Here is a 19422-nt window from a genome sequence, read left to right on the forward strand (position 1 = left end):
CGCAACTTCAATGACTGCTTCCGGGGTGCAACTGCCCGCCGTATTGCCAGGTTTGCGCGTGCAACATCACCGGCGGCCGACAGTGGGACGACTTCCCGATCAACCCAGCCGTAGGCATCGCATACGTGACCACATATCGCGAGAACACGATCCGATCGCGTGGGCCTCGAGCACGACGGTAATCGCAACGGCAGAACGGTGATCGCGGGAGGGCCTTTCACACCGGCAATCGCCGGTCCTTCAGCGGGCGCCTAGGGGCGTGCGTCGGGTGACTATGGATGCATCCCGACATCACGGCCGATGGTGGAACCTCCGGACCGCCCGACAGCGTATTTCGTACCGCAAAGCAGCTGCCGGGTCGAGTTGCCAAGGCTCGCGTAGGGCGGCAGCGGCGTTCGACTGGCTTTGATGAGAGCAGTTGCGACACACTCGCGCACCACCGCGCCAGTTTCTCCATTGCCGCCTATTACCAAAGTGATATAGCGGCAGCGAGGCTCGGAAATCATACTGGTTCCGACCTGCCGCACACACGAGCTCGCTGCACAGTTTCCGATGTTTTTCCAGCTTGCAAGCAAGTGCGGCCGGTAGCCCCTGCAAGGGGCAGCGCCGGCGCTCGCCTCTACACGTCGCGACGGCGCGTTGCGTCCACATTCTTTTTTGACGGAGACTCCTATGAAAACAGTGTTACTCGTCGCGGGTGGGCTATTGTGCGCGTGCGCCTGGCACGCCAGCGCGCAAAACATCACTGCAAATCCAACGACCGCAGCACAGCCTGACGCGATGAATTCGGAAGGTCCCGACCCTTCGGGAAGCTCGATGTCCGGCGGACATAGCGTGGGTGACGGAAAGACCCGCGCCGAAGTCTATCAAGACCTCGTGCACTCGCAGCAGAACGGCGAGGCAGCGCGGTTGCAGGAACTCTTCAAAGGTAGTGGCAAGTGAGCCTGCCTGGAGCGGGCAAACTGCGGCTCCGGAGAAAGGAGGGAAAACCAAAATGGCGTCTTTCGACGAACCGTCGATTCTCTCCGAATACAACCGCGGGGAGAAGCTGATTGCCGGCATCGTGCTCGCCGTCGTCACGTTCTGGCTGTTCGCCAAGACGACCTTGAACGTGCTGCAGTCCATGTGGGCGGATCTGCAAATCGACGATGGCCTCAGTGACATCGCCGTCAGCATCACCGCCCTCTTTTCTGGCGTTTTCATCGTCGTCGCAGGCTGGTTGGCGGACAGGGTCGGCCGCGTGAAAATCAATCAAGGGAGCGTCGCGCATTGTCCTGCTTCGAGCGTAGTTTGTCGGCCTCCAGTCTGCGCGTGACCAGATGGATCAGGTAAGTCGCAAACTCGGGATCCTGATAGTACATCCGCATTGCATCGGCCGCGGAAACCGTCAGCAACTCGCATTCACTCTTGCAACAGGCCGTCCAGGTGCGGCGATGGTCCGGCGAGAAAAGTCCGATCTCTCCGAGGATCGTGCCAGCGCCAATATCGACTCCGATCTCCTGAAGGCTGACCGTCCCGCGCAACACATAGTAGAGCGCGTCGCTTGGCGCATCCTTGCGAAACAGCACGTCTCCGCGTTTGAAGCGACGGGGAGGCAAATCAGAGAGGAGCCGCTTGATGGCGAGCTGCGCATCGAGCGCCTGATGAAGCTGTGCATCGCCGACCTGATCGAGCCGCGCGGCCGCGATGCTGGCCTGCCTGCGACTCTCGACCTTGAGCGCTTTATACACCGTATAGAGATGCACTTTTACTGTCCCTTCCGCGATATTGAGTTGCCTCGCGATCGACTTGTTCGACTCGCCGCGCGCCGCGAGGGCCAGTACTTCGATCTGGCGTGGCGTCAGCATGCGGTTGTTCATCGCAGGGTCGGGAACCACGCGCGAATCCGTGGTTGCGCCACGCGAAGCTTGCGTGTGCTCTATTGCAGAGAACGTTGCCGGCAGGTATGCCGCGCCAGCCAGCACCACCTGTAGCGCGTCGCACAACGCTTGCGCGGACTGCGACTTGTTCAGGCAGCGCGCCACACCGGCAGCCATGAAGGAGTCGATAGTCTGCTGACCGATCTCGCTCAGCAATGCGAGCGCTGGCAAATGCGGGAAGACGCGCCGCAATGCGTTCAGCACATCGAGTGCTTCGTTTTGATGGTCGCCATCCAGTATCAGCAGGTCTGCGCGGGTCCAGTCTTCGAAAGCGGTGATCCCGGTGATCCGATAGTCCGCACATGTCACCTCGATACACTCTTCGAAGTCGCGGACTAGGCGTGCAACGCCCTCGCGGAACAAACCGGTCGGTGCGATGAGGATGATATGCATATGCGTCACTTCTTGCGTCGATATCGTTCGCCGCGAATGCGAGCGCGTACTGCTCGAGTCCGAGACGCTGGAGCCATTGCGCGATGTCCATATTCGTGGCCTGCATTCGATGCCAGCCGGCACGCGCGAGCTTGCCGCACCGGTTTGGCTCCGGCGCGACGCGATGCGATTCGCAAACGTCAGACAAAAATCGGGCGCACCGCTCGCCAATGCAATCGGCCCCAGCTTGGCACTGAACCGGGCCGATGAATACCCAGTGTAGGCGTACAACTCGCACGGCGCATGATGTTCGACGGCGTTTCGAGTCACGACGGGTACTGGGCAGCGCGTCCCACCTCTCCCTCGCTTTTTTCGCGGAATTCATGTGAAGCCGGGCCAGACCGTCTCCGATATCCCGCTCCGTTCGCGCTTCGCGGGCCAATTCGATTCTCCAGAGCCTGCGTGAGCGGCTCGCCGCGAGTCATCCGGTGCCGGTCCGTTTCATCGTGCTCGATTTTGCATCGACTCAGGGCATGGACGCGTAGGTATCGATCAGCTTCGTCAAGCTAAGTCAGCTAAGCGCAGCGAAGAACGCGGACCTGGTGCCGACTGCGCTGACGCCGTGTTCACGCGACCTGCTCACGAAAACCGGGACACTTAAGCTCCGGATTCGTGAATTCGTTTCGCTCGACGTGGGTCTGGAGTAGGTCGAAGACGAGTTGCGCTCGGCGAACTCGCGTGCGACAGGGCACGGCTACGACTTTCGCGCGATGCTCGCGCGGCATTTCACGACCAGCGGGTTGAGCATGCTGCCGGTCGATGATGGACGGTCGGTCCGGCCGCGCAACGGGTTCATCGGTTTTTCGTCAAGATCATCGCTGCTCGACTTGCCTTCGCGTTGATGAGGCATTGCGTGCGGCGTTGTGAACGGTTTGCGCATCGTGGGCGCCTTCCTGCTCAGTGAATGAACGGCGACATACGTGAACGACCAACAAACGCTCAATAGAAGGGGCGCCGCTTTGACACGTAGGCGAACGTGTCATGTCCCGCCCCCTTGCTGTCGTCCGACTCCGCGCGACCAAAGCGGCGACGTGTCGCACGTCTGCCGGTGTTCCTTGCCGTTTTGTCCCACGCGGGAAAATGGCGGACGCCGCGTGCTGGCTCGGCCTATCCTATGGAAGGAGCGCTCCCGCCTGTCGGGCAAGGGCGCGCCAGCGGGAGCGAATCCATGAGCAGGGTGAATCTCCGGCGCAAGCAAGTCCTTGTGTCTTTCGCGCTACCCACGATCATCGTAGCGTTTGCGTTTTCAGGTATTGCAGTAACGGCGCACGCCGACACGGTTCGGATTACCGTCTCGCACTACAGTGACGCGACTGGCCCATACTTCAACAAGATGGCTCACGAGTTCGAGAAAGCTACCCCTGGTACGACAATCAAGATCGAAGAAGTAAACTGGGATGCGCTGCAACAGAAGCTCCAGACCGACATCATGGGCGGCGCGAACTCGGACCTCGCGATTGTCGCTACCCGTTGGTTGCTGGATTTCGTTCACGACGACGTCGCTGAGCCCCTTGATGGCTACATGGACGCCAGCTTCAGGGATCGCTTCATTGGCCAGATCCTGGCGCCGGGCGAAATCAAAGGCAAGGTGTATGGCTTGCCGCTCGCTGCTTCAACACGCGCGCTGTACTACAACAAGGATCTGCTCGCGAAAGCTGGCTATCCGAATGGCCCGAAGACCTGGAACGACGTAATCGATGCGTCGAAGAAGCTGAAAGCGATGCATATCGCCGGCTTTGGTCTTCAAGGCAAAGAGATCGAGACAGATGTCTACTTCTACTATGGACTCTGGAGTTACGGCGGAGATGTGATCGGCAAGGACGGCAAGGCTGCTTTCAATTCGCAGGCTGGTGTGAAAGCCGCAACGCTGTACAAAACGATGATAGACGACGGTCTGACCGAACCGGGAGTCACCGGCTATAACCGTGAAGGCGTTCAGAACCTGTTCAAGCAGGGCCGTGTGGCGATGGTTATCTCCTTGCCTTTCCTGTCGAAACAAATCGCGAAGGAGGTGCCAAATCTCAAGTACGGCATTGGTCCCATTCCGATGGGAACGACGCAGGCCACTTATGCGGTGACAGATTCGATCATGATGTTCAAGAACTCCAAGGTCAAGAAGAGCGCCTGGAAGTTTCTCGACTTCCTCTTCACAAAGAGCCCGCGCGTCGAATTCTCGAAGACGGAAGGCTTCCTGCCCACGACGAAGGCCGAAGCAAGCGATCCGGCACTCAATGGCCCAGACACCAAGGCGTTCATCGCACTGTTGCCGAACGCACGGTTCGCACCGACTGTCACTGGGTGGGAATACACCGCGAAAGTCGTGTCGGATGCCATGCAGTCCGTCTACCTGGGAAAAGCTCAACCCGCCGCGGCATTGAATGCGGCAGCCGAAAAGGCAAACCGGTCGCTGGGTAAGTAAGGCGACTGGGGTAATTGAGATCTGATGCAGACCGGCGCGCAAGCGGCTCTCGGCAAACCGGGGCGAGGTGAGACGATGTTCAGCCAGTCAATGGTTTGATGCCCATTTCCCGGCAAAGCGATGCGGCGTCTGCTGCACTTCTCTCGCCCAAAGCTTTATCTCCGCCCATCTTTTGCAGCCAAGACAGGCCATATAGGCACTGTGCTTGCAAAGGACGCATTCCGAGGTCGTGGGCGATCATCAACGCCATGCGATAGTGATTGTGAGCTTCCTCAATCCGAGGTGCGGTAGCGTTGCCATCCGAGACAAGATCTCCCAACAGGCACCCGGCCCAGGCCTCGTTGCCTCGTTCGCCGGAGGCTCGTGCCAGGTCAATGGCATGATGTGCATGAGCAAGGGCTTCATCCTCTCGACCAGCGAGCTGGCACACTCGACCGAAAATCGAGAGCACGAGCGAATGTCCGAACGTTAAATTGCTCGCCGCTGCCTGGCGAACTGCCTCGTTCAGAAGAACCAGTGCCTCCTTGGTCCGGCCCAGCGAGCCATACGCCGCCCCCAGACAGGAGGCTATTCGGGGAACGTAGTATGGAAACTCAGCCTTGCACATGGCCAATGCGGGCTCAAGTGTCTCGACAGCAACGTCGAGATTGCCTTGAACAAGGTGCATCCGTCCGACACCGTGGCCAGCAAAGATCAGTTGCTCTGGCTCATTTATCCCTCGGGCCATGTCCATCGCCTCCTGTCCAAGGGCAGCAGCCTCGTCGAACCGGCCAAGTTCGGCAAGACACAGCACCAGCCAGATACGAGCGTTGACGCGCGTGTATTTCACGTAAGTCTCATCGGGTCCGAGGCCGTGGCCATGGCCTTCATGTAGGAGTGCCAGCGCCTGCCGAGCATGCACCATCGCGCGCTCATAGTTTCCGCAGCCATACCGTGATCGTGCCAGCGTCATGGTCGCCCAAGCCTTCGCATCGGGGTCGCTTCGCCGCTCCGTCAACGCGAGGGCGCGTTCCCCTGCCTCGACGGCGCCGACCGAATCGCCTAGCGAACCGAGCGCGAACGCCAGCCTTGATAGAACACGCGATAGGCGTACCTCGTCACCAAGCCCTTCGGCAAGATCTTTCGCGTTCTCCAGATTCGCGCGGTTCCGTGTCACTTCTCCGAGCGCATGCAGGGAGTGGCTAAGATCCCATCGGATGTCGATGATTTCTCCGAGTGTGTCGGCCGAGGACGGCAGGACCGCAAGGGCAGTCAGGGCTTTCTCGAACAAGACCGACGCCTCCCGATGTGCGGCGCGTTTTGCAGTATTGTGACCGGCACGCAGCCACAGCCGGGCTGCCTTTTCAGTCAATCCGGCCTGGGCGCAGTGTTCAGCCAGGATTTCCGGTCGTTGCTCCGCTACGTCAGAAAAATGATTCTCGAGCTCCATTGCGATGCGGGCATGCAGTTGCTGTCGCCGGTCCCGCAGCAGGGAGCTGTACGCGGCATCTTGCACCAGGGCGTGCTTGAAGGTGTATTCCGCATCCGGTGGTGCCCCGTGCCGGAACACCAGTTCGGCACCGACGAGATGGTCCAATGCGTCGTCCAGGCGCTCCGTGGGCATCGACGCGACCGCGCTGATGAGCTCATAGGAAAATTGCCGGCCAATTGCAGCGCCGATTTGTGCTACATCCCGCACCGGGGCCAGGCGATCGAGCCGCGCCATCAGCGAAGCGTGCAGCGTCATCGGGATCGCCAGTGGCGGCAGCGGACGATCGAGGACGTAGCGCCCGTTCTGCTCGCGCAGTACGCCGCTCTCGAGCACTGTCTTGGTCAGTTCTTCGACAAATAGCGGTATTCCATCCGTATGCTCGATGATCCGGTCTGTAATCTCTTTCGGCAGTGCCTTGCCAAGGGTTATCCGCTCGATCATCTCGGCTTGCTGCCGAGGGTGCAGACGATTGAGAGTAAGGAGCGTCACCTCTGAGCGGCCGATCCACCGAGATACGAACTCAGGCCGGAACGTGACAATCAGCAGGACAGGCAGGGTTGCAATACGATCGACAAGATGGTCCAGCGCTTCGAGCGAGCTGGGATCGGCCCAATGCACATCTTCGAACAAAATCAGCAGCGGGTGGCGCATTGCCAGGCCCTTGATCTGCGCAACAATCGTGCTAAGGGTCCTATCTTTGTACTGCTGCGGCGTAAGATTCAGTGTTGGATATCGATCTTCCGTCGGAATCGATAGCAACGCCGCCACCAGCGGAACAGCTTCGCCCAGATTGTCGCCTGCGAACGCGAGCGCCGCCTCCAGTTTATCGAGGCGTTGTTCAGCCGTATCGTCGCGCCGCAGACCGGCCGCACGTTCGAGCTGGGAAATAAACGGGTAAAAGGCGCTTTCCTGATGGCGGCGCGAGCAGAAATACCGCAAGCGGTCGTGCGGCTCGAATTGAAGCCGCTCTTCAAGAGAGGTGGTCAGCCGCGACTTTCCGATACCCGGCTCGCCTACAAGCAGCACAACCTGCCCCTCACCATTCTTCGCCCGCTGCCATCGGCGAAGCAACAACTCGATTTCTTCGTCGCGTCCGACGATCGGCGTCAACGTGGTCGCGTGCAGCGCCTCGAAGCGGCTTTCGACCCCGCTGGGGCCGAGTACTTGCCAAACCCGCACCGATTCGTCAAAACCCTTCACGGTCACGAGGCCCATGTCGCGGTAGTCAAACAGCCCAGCCGTCAGCCGCTGCGTGCTCGTAGAAATCACCACTGTTCCGGCTTCGGCCAACGTCTGCAGCCGGGCAGCGAGATTGGGTGTCTCACCGACGACGCCAGGCTCCTGGGCTTCGCCCTCACCCGTCAGATCACCGACTACCACTACGCCGGTGGCAATCCCGATCCGCACCCGCAAACTTTCGTCGATCCCGAAATCGAGATTGCCGATGGTTCGCACCAGCGCCAGCCCAGCACGTACAGCCCGCTCGGCATCGTCCTCATGCGCTTGAGGATAACCAAAATAGGCCAGCACACCGTCACCCATGTACTGGGCAATGACGCCACCGGCCTTGGTAACTACATCCGCGCAACCCCGGTAATAAGCGGCGAGGATCTTCCGCATGTCTTCAGGATCGAGCCGCTTCGAGAGGGCAGTCGAGCCGACGAGATCGCAAAACACGACGGTGAGTTGGCGTCGGTCCGCGTCATCTCGTGGCAAGGGCGTGGCCACGGTTGGAGATATTGCAGCGGCGCTGTCGCCAAGCTGGTTAATTGCACGCAACATTTTGCGGCGATGGCCAAGCAAGACGCCAAGATCCTTGAGATCCTGGTCCGTCAGATCGCGGAGGACCGAGGGATCGATACCATTCTCGGCAAAGCTATGGACATACTCGGACAAGCCGAGTGATGCCAGCCACTCTTCAATGCTTCCCACCGTTTGTCTCCTGAAGACGGCTGCCTCATGCAAGGGTAGGAAAAATATTTGTTCCGCGCTTGTCGACAATCAAGGGGCCGGCCGGCTGCAACCAGACAGTATTGATTCAACTTGTCGTCCGGTGCGATTGACGCACGATTTATTCGGCTTCTGACGAATCCAGAACCGGCGGTAAGATCGTTTCCGTGGACCGTGCCCAAGCCTGCGTGTCAGATCTTCAAGCGGCGGCTGGGGCGCGGGACGTCCGGGATGGATCGCAGGTTCGCGTTCGCGTGGGCGCTCGACCGTGTCCCAGCGCGAGGGGCCGATATCTAGCTGTTTCGCAAGAGCAAAGGAACCGGTGCGATGCTTTGCTACATGGGCCATGTACTGACTGACAATCGGCACGGCCTGGTAGTCAACGCGCAGGTGACGCTGGCGACGGGCACCGCCGAGCGCGACTGCGCCGCGCAAATGCTTGCTGACGCCGCGAAGGTGGCCCCGGGCGGCATTACGGTCGGGGCAGACAAGAACTACGACACGGCCGGCTTTGTTGCCACCTGTCGAGCAAATCGCGTCACGCCTCATGTCGCGCAAAACGATGGGCGTCCAGGAGGCTCAGCGATTGACGAGCGAACCACGCGTTGGCCGGGTTACGCGGTCAGCCAGCAAAAACGTAAGCGGATTGAGCAGGTGTTCGGATGGGGCAAGACAGTCGGACGAATTCGACAGGCGATGTATCGAGGACTTGAACGCGTGGACCAGCTCTTCGTGCTGACGCAGGTCGGCTACAACCTGACGCGTATGCGTACACTTGCCCGTTGAGGGCCGGGATGCAGTGGATAACATCGATATGGTGAAACCGTTAGCAGCCTCGAACGCCCGGAAACGCGTTCCGCGTTTCAGAAGTGCGAACTCAGGATCCGTCGCAATGCACCTGAGTGCATCAACGACGGATATTTCAACAGCCTGCTAATGGTGTCGTGCCTGCTAATTTTCTACCGGGTGACCCATGGCCGCGGTGAAAGCAATAGAATCTGTCGGAAGCGCGTGCGCCGGTTTTGCCGCTTCGGGTCGTCCCGGTTTTAATGAACGAGATATTCCAACGTTCTTGCTTTAGGTCGGCCATGTGCGCACGGGGCGAGGCTTGCTTGGGTGACGAAATCCAGCATTATTTCGAGTCCATCGCGGTCCGCCGTTGCATGAATGCCGTCGTGACTCCTCGGGTGAGCGAGTCCTTGGCGTAATCAAATAAATTTCAGATGCCCAACAACGACACTCCCGAACCACAAGCCGTCTGTGATCCGATTTCCCGAAGTGCGATCTTCCTCACACTCACGGTAGCGCGCGGCGAAGGCCCAGCCGACACCGTGCGTGAATGGTGCGGCGACATTGCCGCGCTGGTCCGCGCGGTCGGCACGCGCGCGCCTACCGCTAACCTTTCTTGCGTGTGCGGCTTCGGTTCCGAAGCGTGGAATTTTCTTTTCGGCGCGCCGCGTCCCGCGTCGCTGCATCCTTTCATCGAGGTCGGATCGGGCGAGCGCCGCGCCATTGCCACACCCGGAGACATCCTGCTGCATATCCGCGCGGATCACATGGATCTATGCTTCGAGCTCGCGTCACAGTTGCTCATCAAACTGGGCGACGCCGTCACGGTCGTCGACGAGGTGCAAGGTTTTCGCTACTTCGACCTGCGCGACATGGTGGGCTTCGTCGACGGCACGGAGAACCCTTCAGGGAGAAGCGCCCCGAACCACACGATCATCGGCGAGGAGGATTCGGAATTCGCGGGCGGCAGCTATGTGATTGTGCAGAAGTACTTTCACAATATGGATGCATGGGATGGCCTGACGGTGGAGCAACAGGAAAAGATCATCGGGCGCAAGAAGCTGTCCGACGTCGAACTAGACGCGGCTGTGAAGCCCTCGTGCTCGCATAGCTCGCTCACGACCATCGATGAGAACGGCCAGGAGATCAAGATCCTGCGGCACAACATGGCCTTCGGCCGTCCTGGCGCAAAGGAGTTTGGGACATACTTCATCGGCTATGCGCGCACGCCCGCGCCGATCGAACAGATGATCGAAAACATGTTCGTCGGTCGCCCGCCGGGCAATTACGACCGATTGCTCGACTACAGCCGCGCAGTGACGGGCGGTCTCTTCTTCGTGCCGTCCGCCGATCTGCTCGACGCGCTCCCGGGCAGAGGCTCTGCGGCGGCGTCGACGTCATCTCAGCCGTCCAGCACCGCCATCAAATGAAACAAGCCGCAGGGGAACATTGAACATCGGCTCACTTAAAGGAACTTCACAATATGAATAACCTGCATCGCGAGCTTGCGCTGATTTCCGAGGACGCATGGGAACAGATGGAAGCCGAAGTGGCGCGCACCTTCAAGCGCTCCGTCGCGGGGCGGCGCGTCGTGGACGTGAAAAGCCCGGGCGGCAGGGCCCCGGCGGCCATCGGAACGGGGCACCAGACGAGCGTCGCGGCGCCGAGGAAAGGCGTGTCGGCGAAGCTCTGCGACGTCAAGCAATTGGTGCAGCTGAGCATGCCGTTCACGCTGCAGCGCGAGGCGACGATAGCGTGGAGCGCGGCTCGAACGACGGCGACTGGCAGCCCGCGAAGACCGCCGCGAGCGAGCCGGCACTCGTCGAGGACAGCGTAGTCTTCGAAGCTGCGGCTCGCGGGCGGGTTGTGTCGCGATAAGAATGGCAGGACGAGGCGGGCGCAGCGAAAATCCTTGAAGCCCATCGTGGGCTTGATGATACGTTTGATGGCGCGATGGTCCTGCTCGACAATGTTGTTGAGATACTTGTTCTGCCGGATTTTGATGGGCGTTTGCCGGTCGGCGTTGATGGCTTGCAGGGCGGGCAGATTGGCACCGCTCTTATCCGCGGTGATGGTCTGCGGCTCCCCGTTCCGCTCGATGGCCTTCTCGAAACAGCGATGGGCGGCAGCCTTGTCGCAATGGGCTCGAAGTAGGAAATCGACGGTATTGCCGGCCTTGTCCACCGCGCGGTACAGATACTTCCACTGGCCGCTCACTTTGATATAGGACTCATCCATCCTCCAGCTCTTGCCGACCGGTCGCTTATGTTGGCGAAACGCTTTTTCGAATAACGGCACGAGCTTGATGACAGCGGTGTACCGTCGAATGGTCCACCTCGACACCGCGTTCTGCCATCATTTCCTCAAGGTTTCGCAGGCTCAGCGAGTATGCCACGTACCACCGCACGCACAACAGCATCACATCCAGTGGATAGTGCAGTCGCTTCAGCACCTTGGCGATGCCAGGGAGCAACGTCTTGCGCGGCGTCTTCGTCGTCTTGGCCATCGTGGTCGTCAGCAATTTCCGTCCGCCAAATTTTACCTCAACGCCTTGTTGGGACAGAACCAGACCGGGCCCATGCGAGCATGAGGACGCTGTCAGGCGACACGCGTCCGACACGCCTGACACTTTCCTCAACCGGACAAGATCCTCTGGAAGCTCACATGCTGAGCTTAATGGTCGCCTCATTTGAGATTGCTTCTGGACTGTTTCGTTCAGACGAGTGGAAATGTTGGACGCGCCTGCCTTGAACCAATCACAAGGCAGGACGACGGGCAGGATCGGTGACAACTCCTCGCCGCTACTGGCTTTTATAACAGCGTGTCCGCTCCAGTTACCCGGGCCGACTTGCGCCGGTAGCCCGTGGTCGCGAGCAGCAGGCTGCGCGTGTACTCGTGCTCGACCTGCTGCGCTCGAATGGAAGCGATATCGCGCTGCTCGACAATCTCGCCATTACGCATGACCGCGACGCGCAAGCAGAGAAAGCCGACCACCGCCAGGTTGTGGCTCACGAGCATCATTGTGAGATTGCGTTCGCGATGAAGCCGTCGCAGCAGGTTGAGGATTTCGGCCTGCACGGACACATCGAGCGCGGACGTCGGCTCATCGAGCAGCAGCACGCGCGGTTCGACAATCAGCGCCCGTGCAATCGCGACGCGCTGCCGCTGCCCCCCCGACAACTGATGCGGATAGCGGAAACGATACGCCGGACCCAACCCGACTTCGCGCAGCGCATCGACAATGCGTTCTTCCTGCCGGCCGATGCCGTTGATGGTCAGGGGCTCGCGCAAGGTCTGATCGACTGTGAAACGCGGATGCAGTGAGCCGTACGGATCCTGAAAAACCATCTGTACGTCGCGTCGAAAGGAGCGGTCGATCTTCTCTCCGTGCACGTGCGAGCCGATCTTCATATGGCCGCCAGCGACGGGCGCGAGGCCCGTCAACGCGCGCAGGATCGTCGACTTGCCGGAACCCGATTCGCCGACCAGCCCGAACACTTCTCCTTCGTCGACATGAAAGCTGGCCTGGCGCACTGCGTCGAAGTTACCGGTTTTGGTCCTGAAGCGGACCGTCAGGGCGTTAACATCAATCATGCTGATTCTCCTGCCGATTGCGTGAGCCATGCTGCGTCCCGCTTCAGCACGGGCAGTTCATCGGGCGGATTGATGAGCGGTGGATTCGCCGCGAGCAGGGCGCGCGTATAGGGATGCTGGGCGTGGACGAGATCGCGCGCCGCGCAGGTTTCCACCACACGTCCCGCAAACATCACGACGACGCGGTCGCAGAACGACATTACAAGGGGCAGGTCGTGGCTGATCAAGATCAGGCCTGTGTCGTGCTTTTCGATCATCGCGTCGAGAATCCCGAGCACCTGCATCGAGGCGAGCACGTCGAGCGCGCTGGTCGGCTCGTCGGCGATGAGCAGACGCGGTCCGGACGACACCATCATGGCGATCATCACGCGCTGCCCCATGCCACCCGACAACTCATGCGGGTAGGCATCGGCGACACGCTCCGGATTGCGGATATGCACCGCTGCCAGCGCCTCGATGATCTTCTCGCGCATCTCGCGACGGCTGAACTTCGAACCGTGCAGTTCGAACGCTTCGCGCATCTGTTGCGCGATGGTCATCACCGGGTTGAGCGAGTATTTCGGATCTTGCAGGATCATGCCCATCTGCTGGCCGCACAGTTGCCGGCGCTTTCGCACCGACATTGCCAGCAGATCCTGACCGTCGAACTTCATCGCCTTCGCATGGCATTGCGCCGCAGGCGGCAGCAGGCCGAGTAGCGCACGCCCGGTGAGCGATTTGCCAGAACCGGATTCGCCGACGATGCCAAGCCGCTCGCCGCGCTGCAGCGTCAGCGAAAGGCCACGCACGGCTTCGGTCAATTCGCCGCCATGACCGCGAAAGCCAATTCGCAGGTCGTCGATTTCACACAGGGGTTGGGTCGTAACGGCTGGCATGTCAGCCTCCATGGCGCGGATCGAAGACGTCTCGCAGACCGTCGCCGAGCAGGTTGAAGGCGAGGCTCACCAGCAGAATGGCAAAGCCCGGAATGGTGGCCACCCACCACGAATCGAGCAGCACGTTGCGGCCCGACGCGACCATGAAACCCCACTCGGGGCTCGGCGGTTGCGCGCCGAGGCCAAGGAACCCAAGACCCGCGACAGTGAGAATGATGCCGGCCATATCGAGCGTCGCGCGCACGATCACCGACGACGAGCAGAGCGGCATGATATAGCGCAGGAGGATGCGCATCCGCGACGCGCCCTGCAAGCGCGCGACGTGAATGAAATCGGCTTGCACGAGCCGCAGCGTTTCCGCCCGCGCGAGGCGTGCATAGGCCGGCCAGGCCGTAATCGAAATGGCGATCACCGCGTTGATGACACCGGATCCCAGCGCGGCCGCGAAAGCGAGCGCGAGCACGATCTTCGGAAACGCGAGCGCCACGTCGGTGATCCGCATCAGCACGTTGTCCACCCAGCCGCCAAAGAAGCCAGCAGTGGTGCCGATCAAAAGGCCCACCGGAACCACGATCACCACGACGAGAATCGCAATCGAAAGCGTGAGCCGTGAGCCGTAGACAAGACGCGAGAGGATGTCCCGGCCAAGCTGGTCGGTGCCGAACCAGTGCGATGGCGAACCCGGCGGCAGCAGGCGGTCGGAGAGGACTTGCTGCAGCGGATCGTGCGGTGCGATCAGCGGCCCGATTGCCGCGATGATGATCAGCAAGGCCAGAATCACCAAGCCGAGGACCGACAGCGGGTTGCCCGCGAAGCGTCGCCAGCGCCGGTAAGCGAGGCCGAGTGCGGCCTGCTTGCGTGACGCGGGCGTGTCACTCAGCAGCCAGTCTTTCCATCGTCGGGGCACGGCATTCATCGGCCAGTCCTGCATTTGCATAGATTGATCGGTTGGGGGAAGCACGAGGGAAATCTCCGGAACATCAGCGGGCGCGCGGATCGAACACGCGATAAAGCGCATCGGTCAACAGGTTGAGCGCGATGAACGTGACGCCGATCACGAGCGTGCTGCCAAGCACGGCGTTCATATCGGCGTTCAGCAGGGCGCCCGTCAGATACGAACCGATACCGGGCCAGGCGAAGACGATTTCGGTCAGCACCGAGCCTTCGAGCAGATAGCTGTACGTGAGTGCGATCACGGTCAGGAGCGGCACGGCGATATTGCCGAAGGCGTGACGCCAGATCACCCGGCGCTCGGGCAAGCCTTTCGCACGTGCCGTGGTGATGTACTCCTGACTGAGTTGCTCGAGCATGAACGAACGCGTCATGCGGCTCAGATAGGCGACCGAGTAGTAGCCGAGAATGGCAGCAGGCAGGGCGATATGCGAGAACGCATTGAAGAACACGTCCCATTCGCCCGCCATGAGAGAATCGATGAGCAGGCTGCCTGTGTGCGTATCGACCATCCCGTCGAATACCGGATCGACGCGTCCCGGACCCGCTACCCAGTGCAGCTTCGCGTAGAACAGCAGCAGGCCCATCAGCCCGAGCCAGAACACCGGTACCGAACTGCCGACGAGGCCGACAAAGCGCGCGACGTGATCGATCCAGCGGTTGTGGCGCACGGCGGCAATCACCCCGAGCGGCACACCGATCAGTACGCCAATGATGGTCGACAGGGTCGCGAGTTCGAGCGTCGCGGGAAACACACGCTGGATGTCTTCGATAACAGGATGCGCGGTCAGTAGCGACATGCCGAAGTTGCCATTCAGCACATCGCGCACATAGATCAGGAACTGCACGGCGAGCGGCTTGTCCAGCCCGAGCTGGAGACGCGCCGCCGCGTAGGCCGTCGCCGACGCGCGATCGCCGAGAATCGCCAGCACCGGATCAATCGGAATTTTACGGCCAATCACGAACGTGACCGCCAGCAACCCGGTGAAGGTGATCACGAGCGTGATGATCCAGCGCACGAGGCGCAAGGTCCAGCGCACGCTGGCGCTTTCAGCTGAAAGCGCGCGCATGCGCTCGAAAGTCGTGAAGGGAGTCGACATGATGAGTTCCTCGGTCGAAGGCGAAGCCTGGACAGTATCGCCTTCGCCGCAAACGTTACTGCTTCTTCAGATCACGATACGACACGAGGTCGTTGATCGGACCCACCTCGAGTCCCGTCACGCCCGGTCGCGCGGCCACTTGCGAGACCTGCTGGAACATGATCACGAAGGGTGAGTTCGCGAGCATCTGCTTCTGCATCGTCTGGTACAACTCGGCGCGCTTCGCTGTCGACGATTCGGCGAGCGCGGCGTTGGTCTCCTTCGTCAGGCCAGGAATGTCCCACGAGTTGCGCCAGGCGAGCATCTTGTAGGCCGACTTGTCGGAATTGTCCGGATTCCAGGTGAAGCCCTGGGCGTTGCTGTGCGGGTCGATGTAGTCAGCGGACCATTCACCGATATAGATGTCGTGCGAGCGCGAGCGGTACTTTGCAAGCGTCTGCTTGTTGTCCCCGGGGATGATCTGAACCTTGATGCCGCCTTGCGCAAGATTGGCCTGCACGGCTTCGGCGATTTCGCTGTACGGGTAGCCGTTACGCACGTCCATCGTCACGGAAAAGCCATTCGGAAGCCCGGCTTTTGCCAGCAGCGCCTTGGCCTTCGTGACGTTCTGCTGGTAAGGGTTCGTGTTCAGCGCGCCGAGAAAGCCTTCCGGAAGGAACGTTTCGTGCACTTTGTAGGTGGTTTTAGCGACGTTGCTCTGGATACCGTTATAGTCGATCAGCCACTTCATCGCTTCCTGGACTGCCGGTTTTGCCAGGTTCGGATTCTTGACGTTCAGGCCGAGGTACAGAAGCGTCGCTTGCGGCACCGCGGTCACATGCGTCTTGCCGGACTTGGTCAGTGCGACGAGATCGTCCGGACTCAGGTTGCGCGCCACATCGACGTCGCCGTTCTCGATCAGCAGGCGTTGGCTCGATGCTTCCGGCACGTGACGCAACACGATACGCTTCATCGCGAGCGGTAAGCGATAACCGTCGAAGCGCTGCAGTACGATGCTCTCGTTGGCGGTCCATTTGACGAGCTTGTAGGCGCCGGAGCCGGCCTCGTTGGTGCGCAGCCAGTCGTTGCCGAAATCATTGCCTTTCTGGTGCGTGAGCAGCAACTGCTTGTCCACCACCGATGCAGGCCACGCGCCGAGTACGTTCAGGACAAACGTCGGCGCGTATTTCTGGTCTGTCGTCACACTGACGGTTGTGTCGTCAACCTTCTTTACGTTGTTAAGCACATTGTCCCTGGTCAGGCCGATGCCTTGCAGCACGGCCGCCGCGCCTTTGTCGAGCAGGACGGTGCGCTGGATCGACCACGCGACGTCGTCGGCGGTCAACGGATTGCCCGAGTGGAACTTTAGACCCGAACGGATCTTGAACGTGAAGGTCAGGCCGTCGGGGCTCACGGTCCATGATTGTGCGACATCGCCGTTGAACTTCGAGCGGGTCTTTCAGATCGACCCGCACCAGCCGGTCATACGTATTCGCCACATATTCTTCCGGCACCAGCTCGTAGACTTCGCCTGGATCGAGCGTGGTGAATTCGTCGAGGAGCGTGGCCATGACGAACATGTCTTTCGGCGTCGCCGCCGCAGCGGGGCTGGCCGCTGTGAACGACAAGGTCAAGGCGGAGGCGATCGCTGCCGCCGTCAGTGCATTGCGCGATACCAGTTTCATTGCCGCTCCATAAGGAATGGGGTAGAGCCTGTCAGGGAACAACGGATGGAGAGATCGAACGCCACTACATGAGATGCAACGGACCGCTTTCGCTGTTGTCGATCAGCGGCAGCGCACGGGAGCCTGGCAGCTCGTAATGCCACCATTCGCTCTTGATGTGCGCAAAACCGGCGCCGTGCATGATGCCGAGCAGTAACAGGCGGTTGCGCTGCACGTGCTCGGGCAGGCCCGTATGGAAGTGTTCGGACTCGATCGTCATGGCGTCGAAGGCCGTGCCCATGTCGAGTTCATTGCCGCTGGCATCCAGCAGCGTCAGGTCGATCGCCGTGCCGCGGCTATGGTTCGAACCACGGCCAAGCTCAGCGATGTAGGTGGGATCGGGCAGGAAATCCCACAGCACCTGTTGCGCCTGGGGCGGACGGTAGGCGTCGAAAATCCGCACTGTCAGGCCGGCGCCGCGGGCAATTTCAACTCCCTTGCGCAAACCGGCTTCGGCGGGTTCGAGCAGCAGGCAGTGAGCCATCTTGTAGATGGGCTTGCCGGTCAGGTTGCGCTCGGTGGCATAGACGAGGTCGATGTCCACGCCATGCGTGGCGGCGGTAATTTCGATGAGTCGCGGTCTTGTCATGGAGGGCGCGGTACGATGCCGGATATGAGAGGGTTCAGAGATCGAACTGGTTAAATTCGCCTTGCAGCTCGCGATTGCGCGCGACGCGTTCGTCGATGGCGGCCCCCAGTTGCGCGACGATCGCGGTAATCAGCAGGTTGAACAGGCAGGTGAGCGGCGCCAGAGAGTCCCAGAACTGGCCGACGTCGGTTTTGACCTGCAACAGGTCGCAGTCGAATTCGCGAGCCCAGGGACAATAGATGTCGGTGACCAGCGTGAACGGCACGCCACGACGTGTCGCGGCTTCACAGTAGGGGCGCGCGATCATCGAGTAGGCGCGCGTATCGGTAATGACGAGGTACGGTGAGGCAAACTCCGAGTTCAGCGAATCGACATATGAGCCGGACATACCGTCGGAGTAGAACACGCGCGCACGGATGTATTCGAGGTAGCTGTAGAACGCGTTGCTGATGCCGCGCGTCGACTGGATGCCGAGGATATACACGGCATCCGCATTGGAGATGCGCTCCGCGATGCGGGCGAACATGGGCGATTGCGCCAACTGGTACACATGCCGGATCGCGTCGATTTCGAGTTCTAGCGAGCGGGTCAGGGCGCCGTTCTCGCCGTTATGCGCGGTGTTGCCGGACTGTCCGGACACACGCCGGTATTCGTCGAGCCGGTCGGTAATCATCCACGGGCGCGCTTGTGCGCCGCGCAGCTCGCGCTTGAGGTCGTCGAGGTTGCGATAGCCGACGCTGCGCAGAAAACGCCCCACAGAAATTCCGCTCGTGGCCGTCTGCTGCGCAATTTGATCAGCGGTCTCGAGTCCGAGTCGTTCGAGATTCGCCAGCATGTAGCTGGCGATGCGCTTGGCCGTGGGGGTAAGCTCGGTAAAGTGGGCTTCGACGGTTTGTGCGAAAGCGGTCGGCATGTCAGTGCATGTGGGTTTGGTTAATTGCCTGTCGTTTTCTCAATCAATGACATGCATCTAACAAAACCAATAAACTCAGCGCCAGCTTAAAAATTCAATTGGCTGCGACTGTCTCATAGCTTTTGTCAGACCTGGTCTCGCACTTGAAGGAAATTCACTTCGGTTCGCCGTTACGGTGGTGGGACAATTATGGAGGGCCTCATTGATTGATGGGGCACAGCTAGCACCCTGAATTTGGCGGATTGCGTCAACCCAAGCAAGGGACCATAGCATCCGATGTCTGGTAGCGGACCGCCAGGCGCTCGACCTCACGTACGCTTGCTCATTATGTCCGGGGCCATCGCGGAGCCGTCGCAATAAATCCGGTATCGAGGCAAACTGCACATTTCGCCGGAGTGTGCGGCGCGACGTCCGGTCACGCTGCTTCGCAAACTTCTTTCCTATTGGGCGCCACGGATGCCGGCGCCGAACTGATACTGTTGTTAGTCCGCGATCGGCCAGAAACGGCCCGTCACGATCTGTTCGCGAACGTCAACTAATGAGGAGCGAGCCGCCCTTCGACGCGGCGACGCCTCGATCGATAGCTGCGCCTGAAAGCGGTCAAGGCCGGGTCCTGCTCTTTTATCTGGTCGGGGCAAGCCGCGCAGCGGCGCGTCAGGCCGAAGGCGAAGCTCGCGGGGAGACGGTGGGCAACGAGGGAACCGCCGTCAGGCAGCT

General features: G+C 60.5%; 12 protein-coding genes and 5 pseudogenes. 7 read left to right on the top strand and 10 right to left on the bottom strand.

All coding sequences use genetic code 11. The features are described 5' to 3' along the window. Positions 1-672 precede the first annotated feature (672 nt). Both OKW27_RS12290 and OKW27_RS12295 read left to right on the top strand, forming a co-directional pair. Positions 673-942 (top strand): hypothetical protein, encoded by a 270-nt coding sequence (locus OKW27_RS12290; RefSeq protein ID WP_090806748.1) that lies wholly within the window; start codon positions 673-675, stop codon positions 940-942. A gap of 52 nt (positions 943-994) precedes the next feature. Then, the gene (locus OKW27_RS12295) at positions 995-1315 is read left to right on the top strand and encodes a hypothetical protein (protein WP_429333616.1); all 321 of its coding nucleotides are present in this window, start codon (positions 995-997) and stop codon (positions 1313-1315) included. On the opposite strand, the gene OKW27_RS12300 is transcribed toward OKW27_RS12295, so the two are convergent. Continuing rightward, positions 1248-2312, bottom strand: a complete 1065-nt coding sequence (locus OKW27_RS12300) for a LuxR C-terminal-related transcriptional regulator (RefSeq protein WP_429333617.1) — start codon at positions 2310-2312, stop codon at positions 1248-1250. The two genes, OKW27_RS12295 and OKW27_RS12300, sit on opposite strands and share 68 nt — an antisense overlap. Positions 2313-3519: 1207 nt before the next feature. On the opposite strand from OKW27_RS12300, the gene OKW27_RS12305 reads away from it, so the two are divergent. Beyond that, positions 3520-4770: an ABC transporter substrate-binding protein gene (locus OKW27_RS12305; protein WP_429333618.1), complete on the top strand. Its 1251-nt coding sequence runs from the start codon at positions 3520-3522 to the stop codon at positions 4768-4770. 79 nt (positions 4771-4849) lie between these two features. Here OKW27_RS12305 and OKW27_RS12310 read toward each other — a convergent pair whose 3' ends face one another. Continuing rightward, positions 4850-8173, bottom strand: coding sequence for an AAA family ATPase (locus OKW27_RS12310; protein WP_429333619.1), 3324 nt, complete (start codon positions 8171-8173; stop codon positions 4850-4852). A 315-nt stretch (positions 8174-8488) separates the two neighbouring features. Here OKW27_RS12310 and OKW27_RS12315 point away from each other — a divergent pair. From OKW27_RS12315 to OKW27_RS12325, 3 pseudogenes are all read left to right on the top strand, one after another. Continuing rightward, positions 8489-8977: pseudogene (locus tag OKW27_RS12315) on the top strand (transposase); the annotation flags it as partial. A gap of 437 nt (positions 8978-9414) precedes the next feature. Beyond that, positions 9415-10471, top strand: a pseudogene (locus OKW27_RS12320) (Dyp-type peroxidase). Beyond that, a pseudogene (locus tag OKW27_RS12325) lies at positions 10464-10849 on the top strand (family 1 encapsulin nanocompartment shell protein); the annotation flags it as partial. The pseudogenes OKW27_RS12320 and OKW27_RS12325, both read left to right, overlap by 8 nt. Positions 10850-10864: 15 nt before the next feature. Here OKW27_RS12325 and OKW27_RS12330 read toward each other — a convergent pair. The 6 genes and pseudogenes from OKW27_RS12330 to OKW27_RS12355 form a co-directional block, all read right to left on the bottom strand. Continuing rightward, positions 10865-11486: pseudogene (locus OKW27_RS12330) on the bottom strand (IS6 family transposase); the annotation flags it as partial. Between the two features lie 305 nt (positions 11487-11791). Continuing rightward, the gene (locus OKW27_RS12335; protein ID WP_429333620.1) at positions 11792-12574 is read right to left on the bottom strand and encodes an ABC transporter ATP-binding protein; all 783 of its coding nucleotides are present in this window, start codon (positions 12572-12574) and stop codon (positions 11792-11794) included. Beyond that, positions 12571-13449 carry an ABC transporter ATP-binding protein gene (locus OKW27_RS12340; RefSeq protein ID WP_429333621.1) on the bottom strand — a complete coding sequence of 293 codons (879 nt, stop codon included), beginning with the start codon at positions 13447-13449 and terminating at the stop codon, positions 12571-12573. Before OKW27_RS12340 ends, OKW27_RS12335 begins: the two co-directional genes overlap by 4 nt. Before the next feature lies 1 nt (position 13450). Next, on the bottom strand, positions 13451-14365 hold the full coding sequence (gene nikC / locus OKW27_RS12345) for a nickel transporter permease (protein ID WP_429333622.1): 915 nt from the start codon (positions 14363-14365) through the stop codon (positions 13451-13453). Between the two features lie 64 nt (positions 14366-14429). Further along, complete coding sequence (locus OKW27_RS12350) at positions 14430-15500, bottom strand: ABC transporter permease (protein ID WP_429333623.1); 1071 nt, start codon at positions 15498-15500, stop codon at positions 14430-14432. A 55-nt stretch (positions 15501-15555) separates the two neighbouring features. Beyond that, a pseudogene (locus tag OKW27_RS12355) lies at positions 15556-17059 on the bottom strand (ABC transporter substrate-binding protein). Between OKW27_RS12355 and OKW27_RS12360 the strand changes: the two are divergent. Further along, the gene (locus tag OKW27_RS12360; protein WP_429334644.1) at positions 17049-17177 is read left to right on the top strand and encodes a hypothetical protein; all 129 of its coding nucleotides are present in this window, start codon (positions 17049-17051) and stop codon (positions 17175-17177) included. The pseudogene OKW27_RS12355 and the gene OKW27_RS12360 overlap by 11 nt on opposite strands. A 51-nt stretch (positions 17178-17228) precedes the next feature. Here the strand turns inward: OKW27_RS12360 and ddpX are convergent, their stop codons facing one another. Together ddpX and sapR are read right to left on the bottom strand one after the other, a co-directional pair. After that, entirely contained in the window at positions 17229-17792 is a 564-nt protein-coding gene (gene ddpX / locus OKW27_RS12365; RefSeq protein WP_090806730.1) for a D-alanyl-D-alanine dipeptidase, read from the bottom strand. A 34-nt stretch (positions 17793-17826) separates the two neighbouring features. Beyond that, complete coding sequence (sapR, locus tag OKW27_RS12370; protein ID WP_429333624.1) at positions 17827-18705, bottom strand: sap1 transcriptional regulator SapR; 879 nt, start codon at positions 18703-18705, stop codon at positions 17827-17829. Positions 18706-19422: the final 717 nt, after the last annotated feature.

Source organism: Paraburkholderia sp. 35.1 (assembly GCF_050436525.1).
Lineage (GTDB): Bacteria > Pseudomonadota > Gammaproteobacteria > Burkholderiales > Burkholderiaceae > Paraburkholderia > Paraburkholderia tuberum.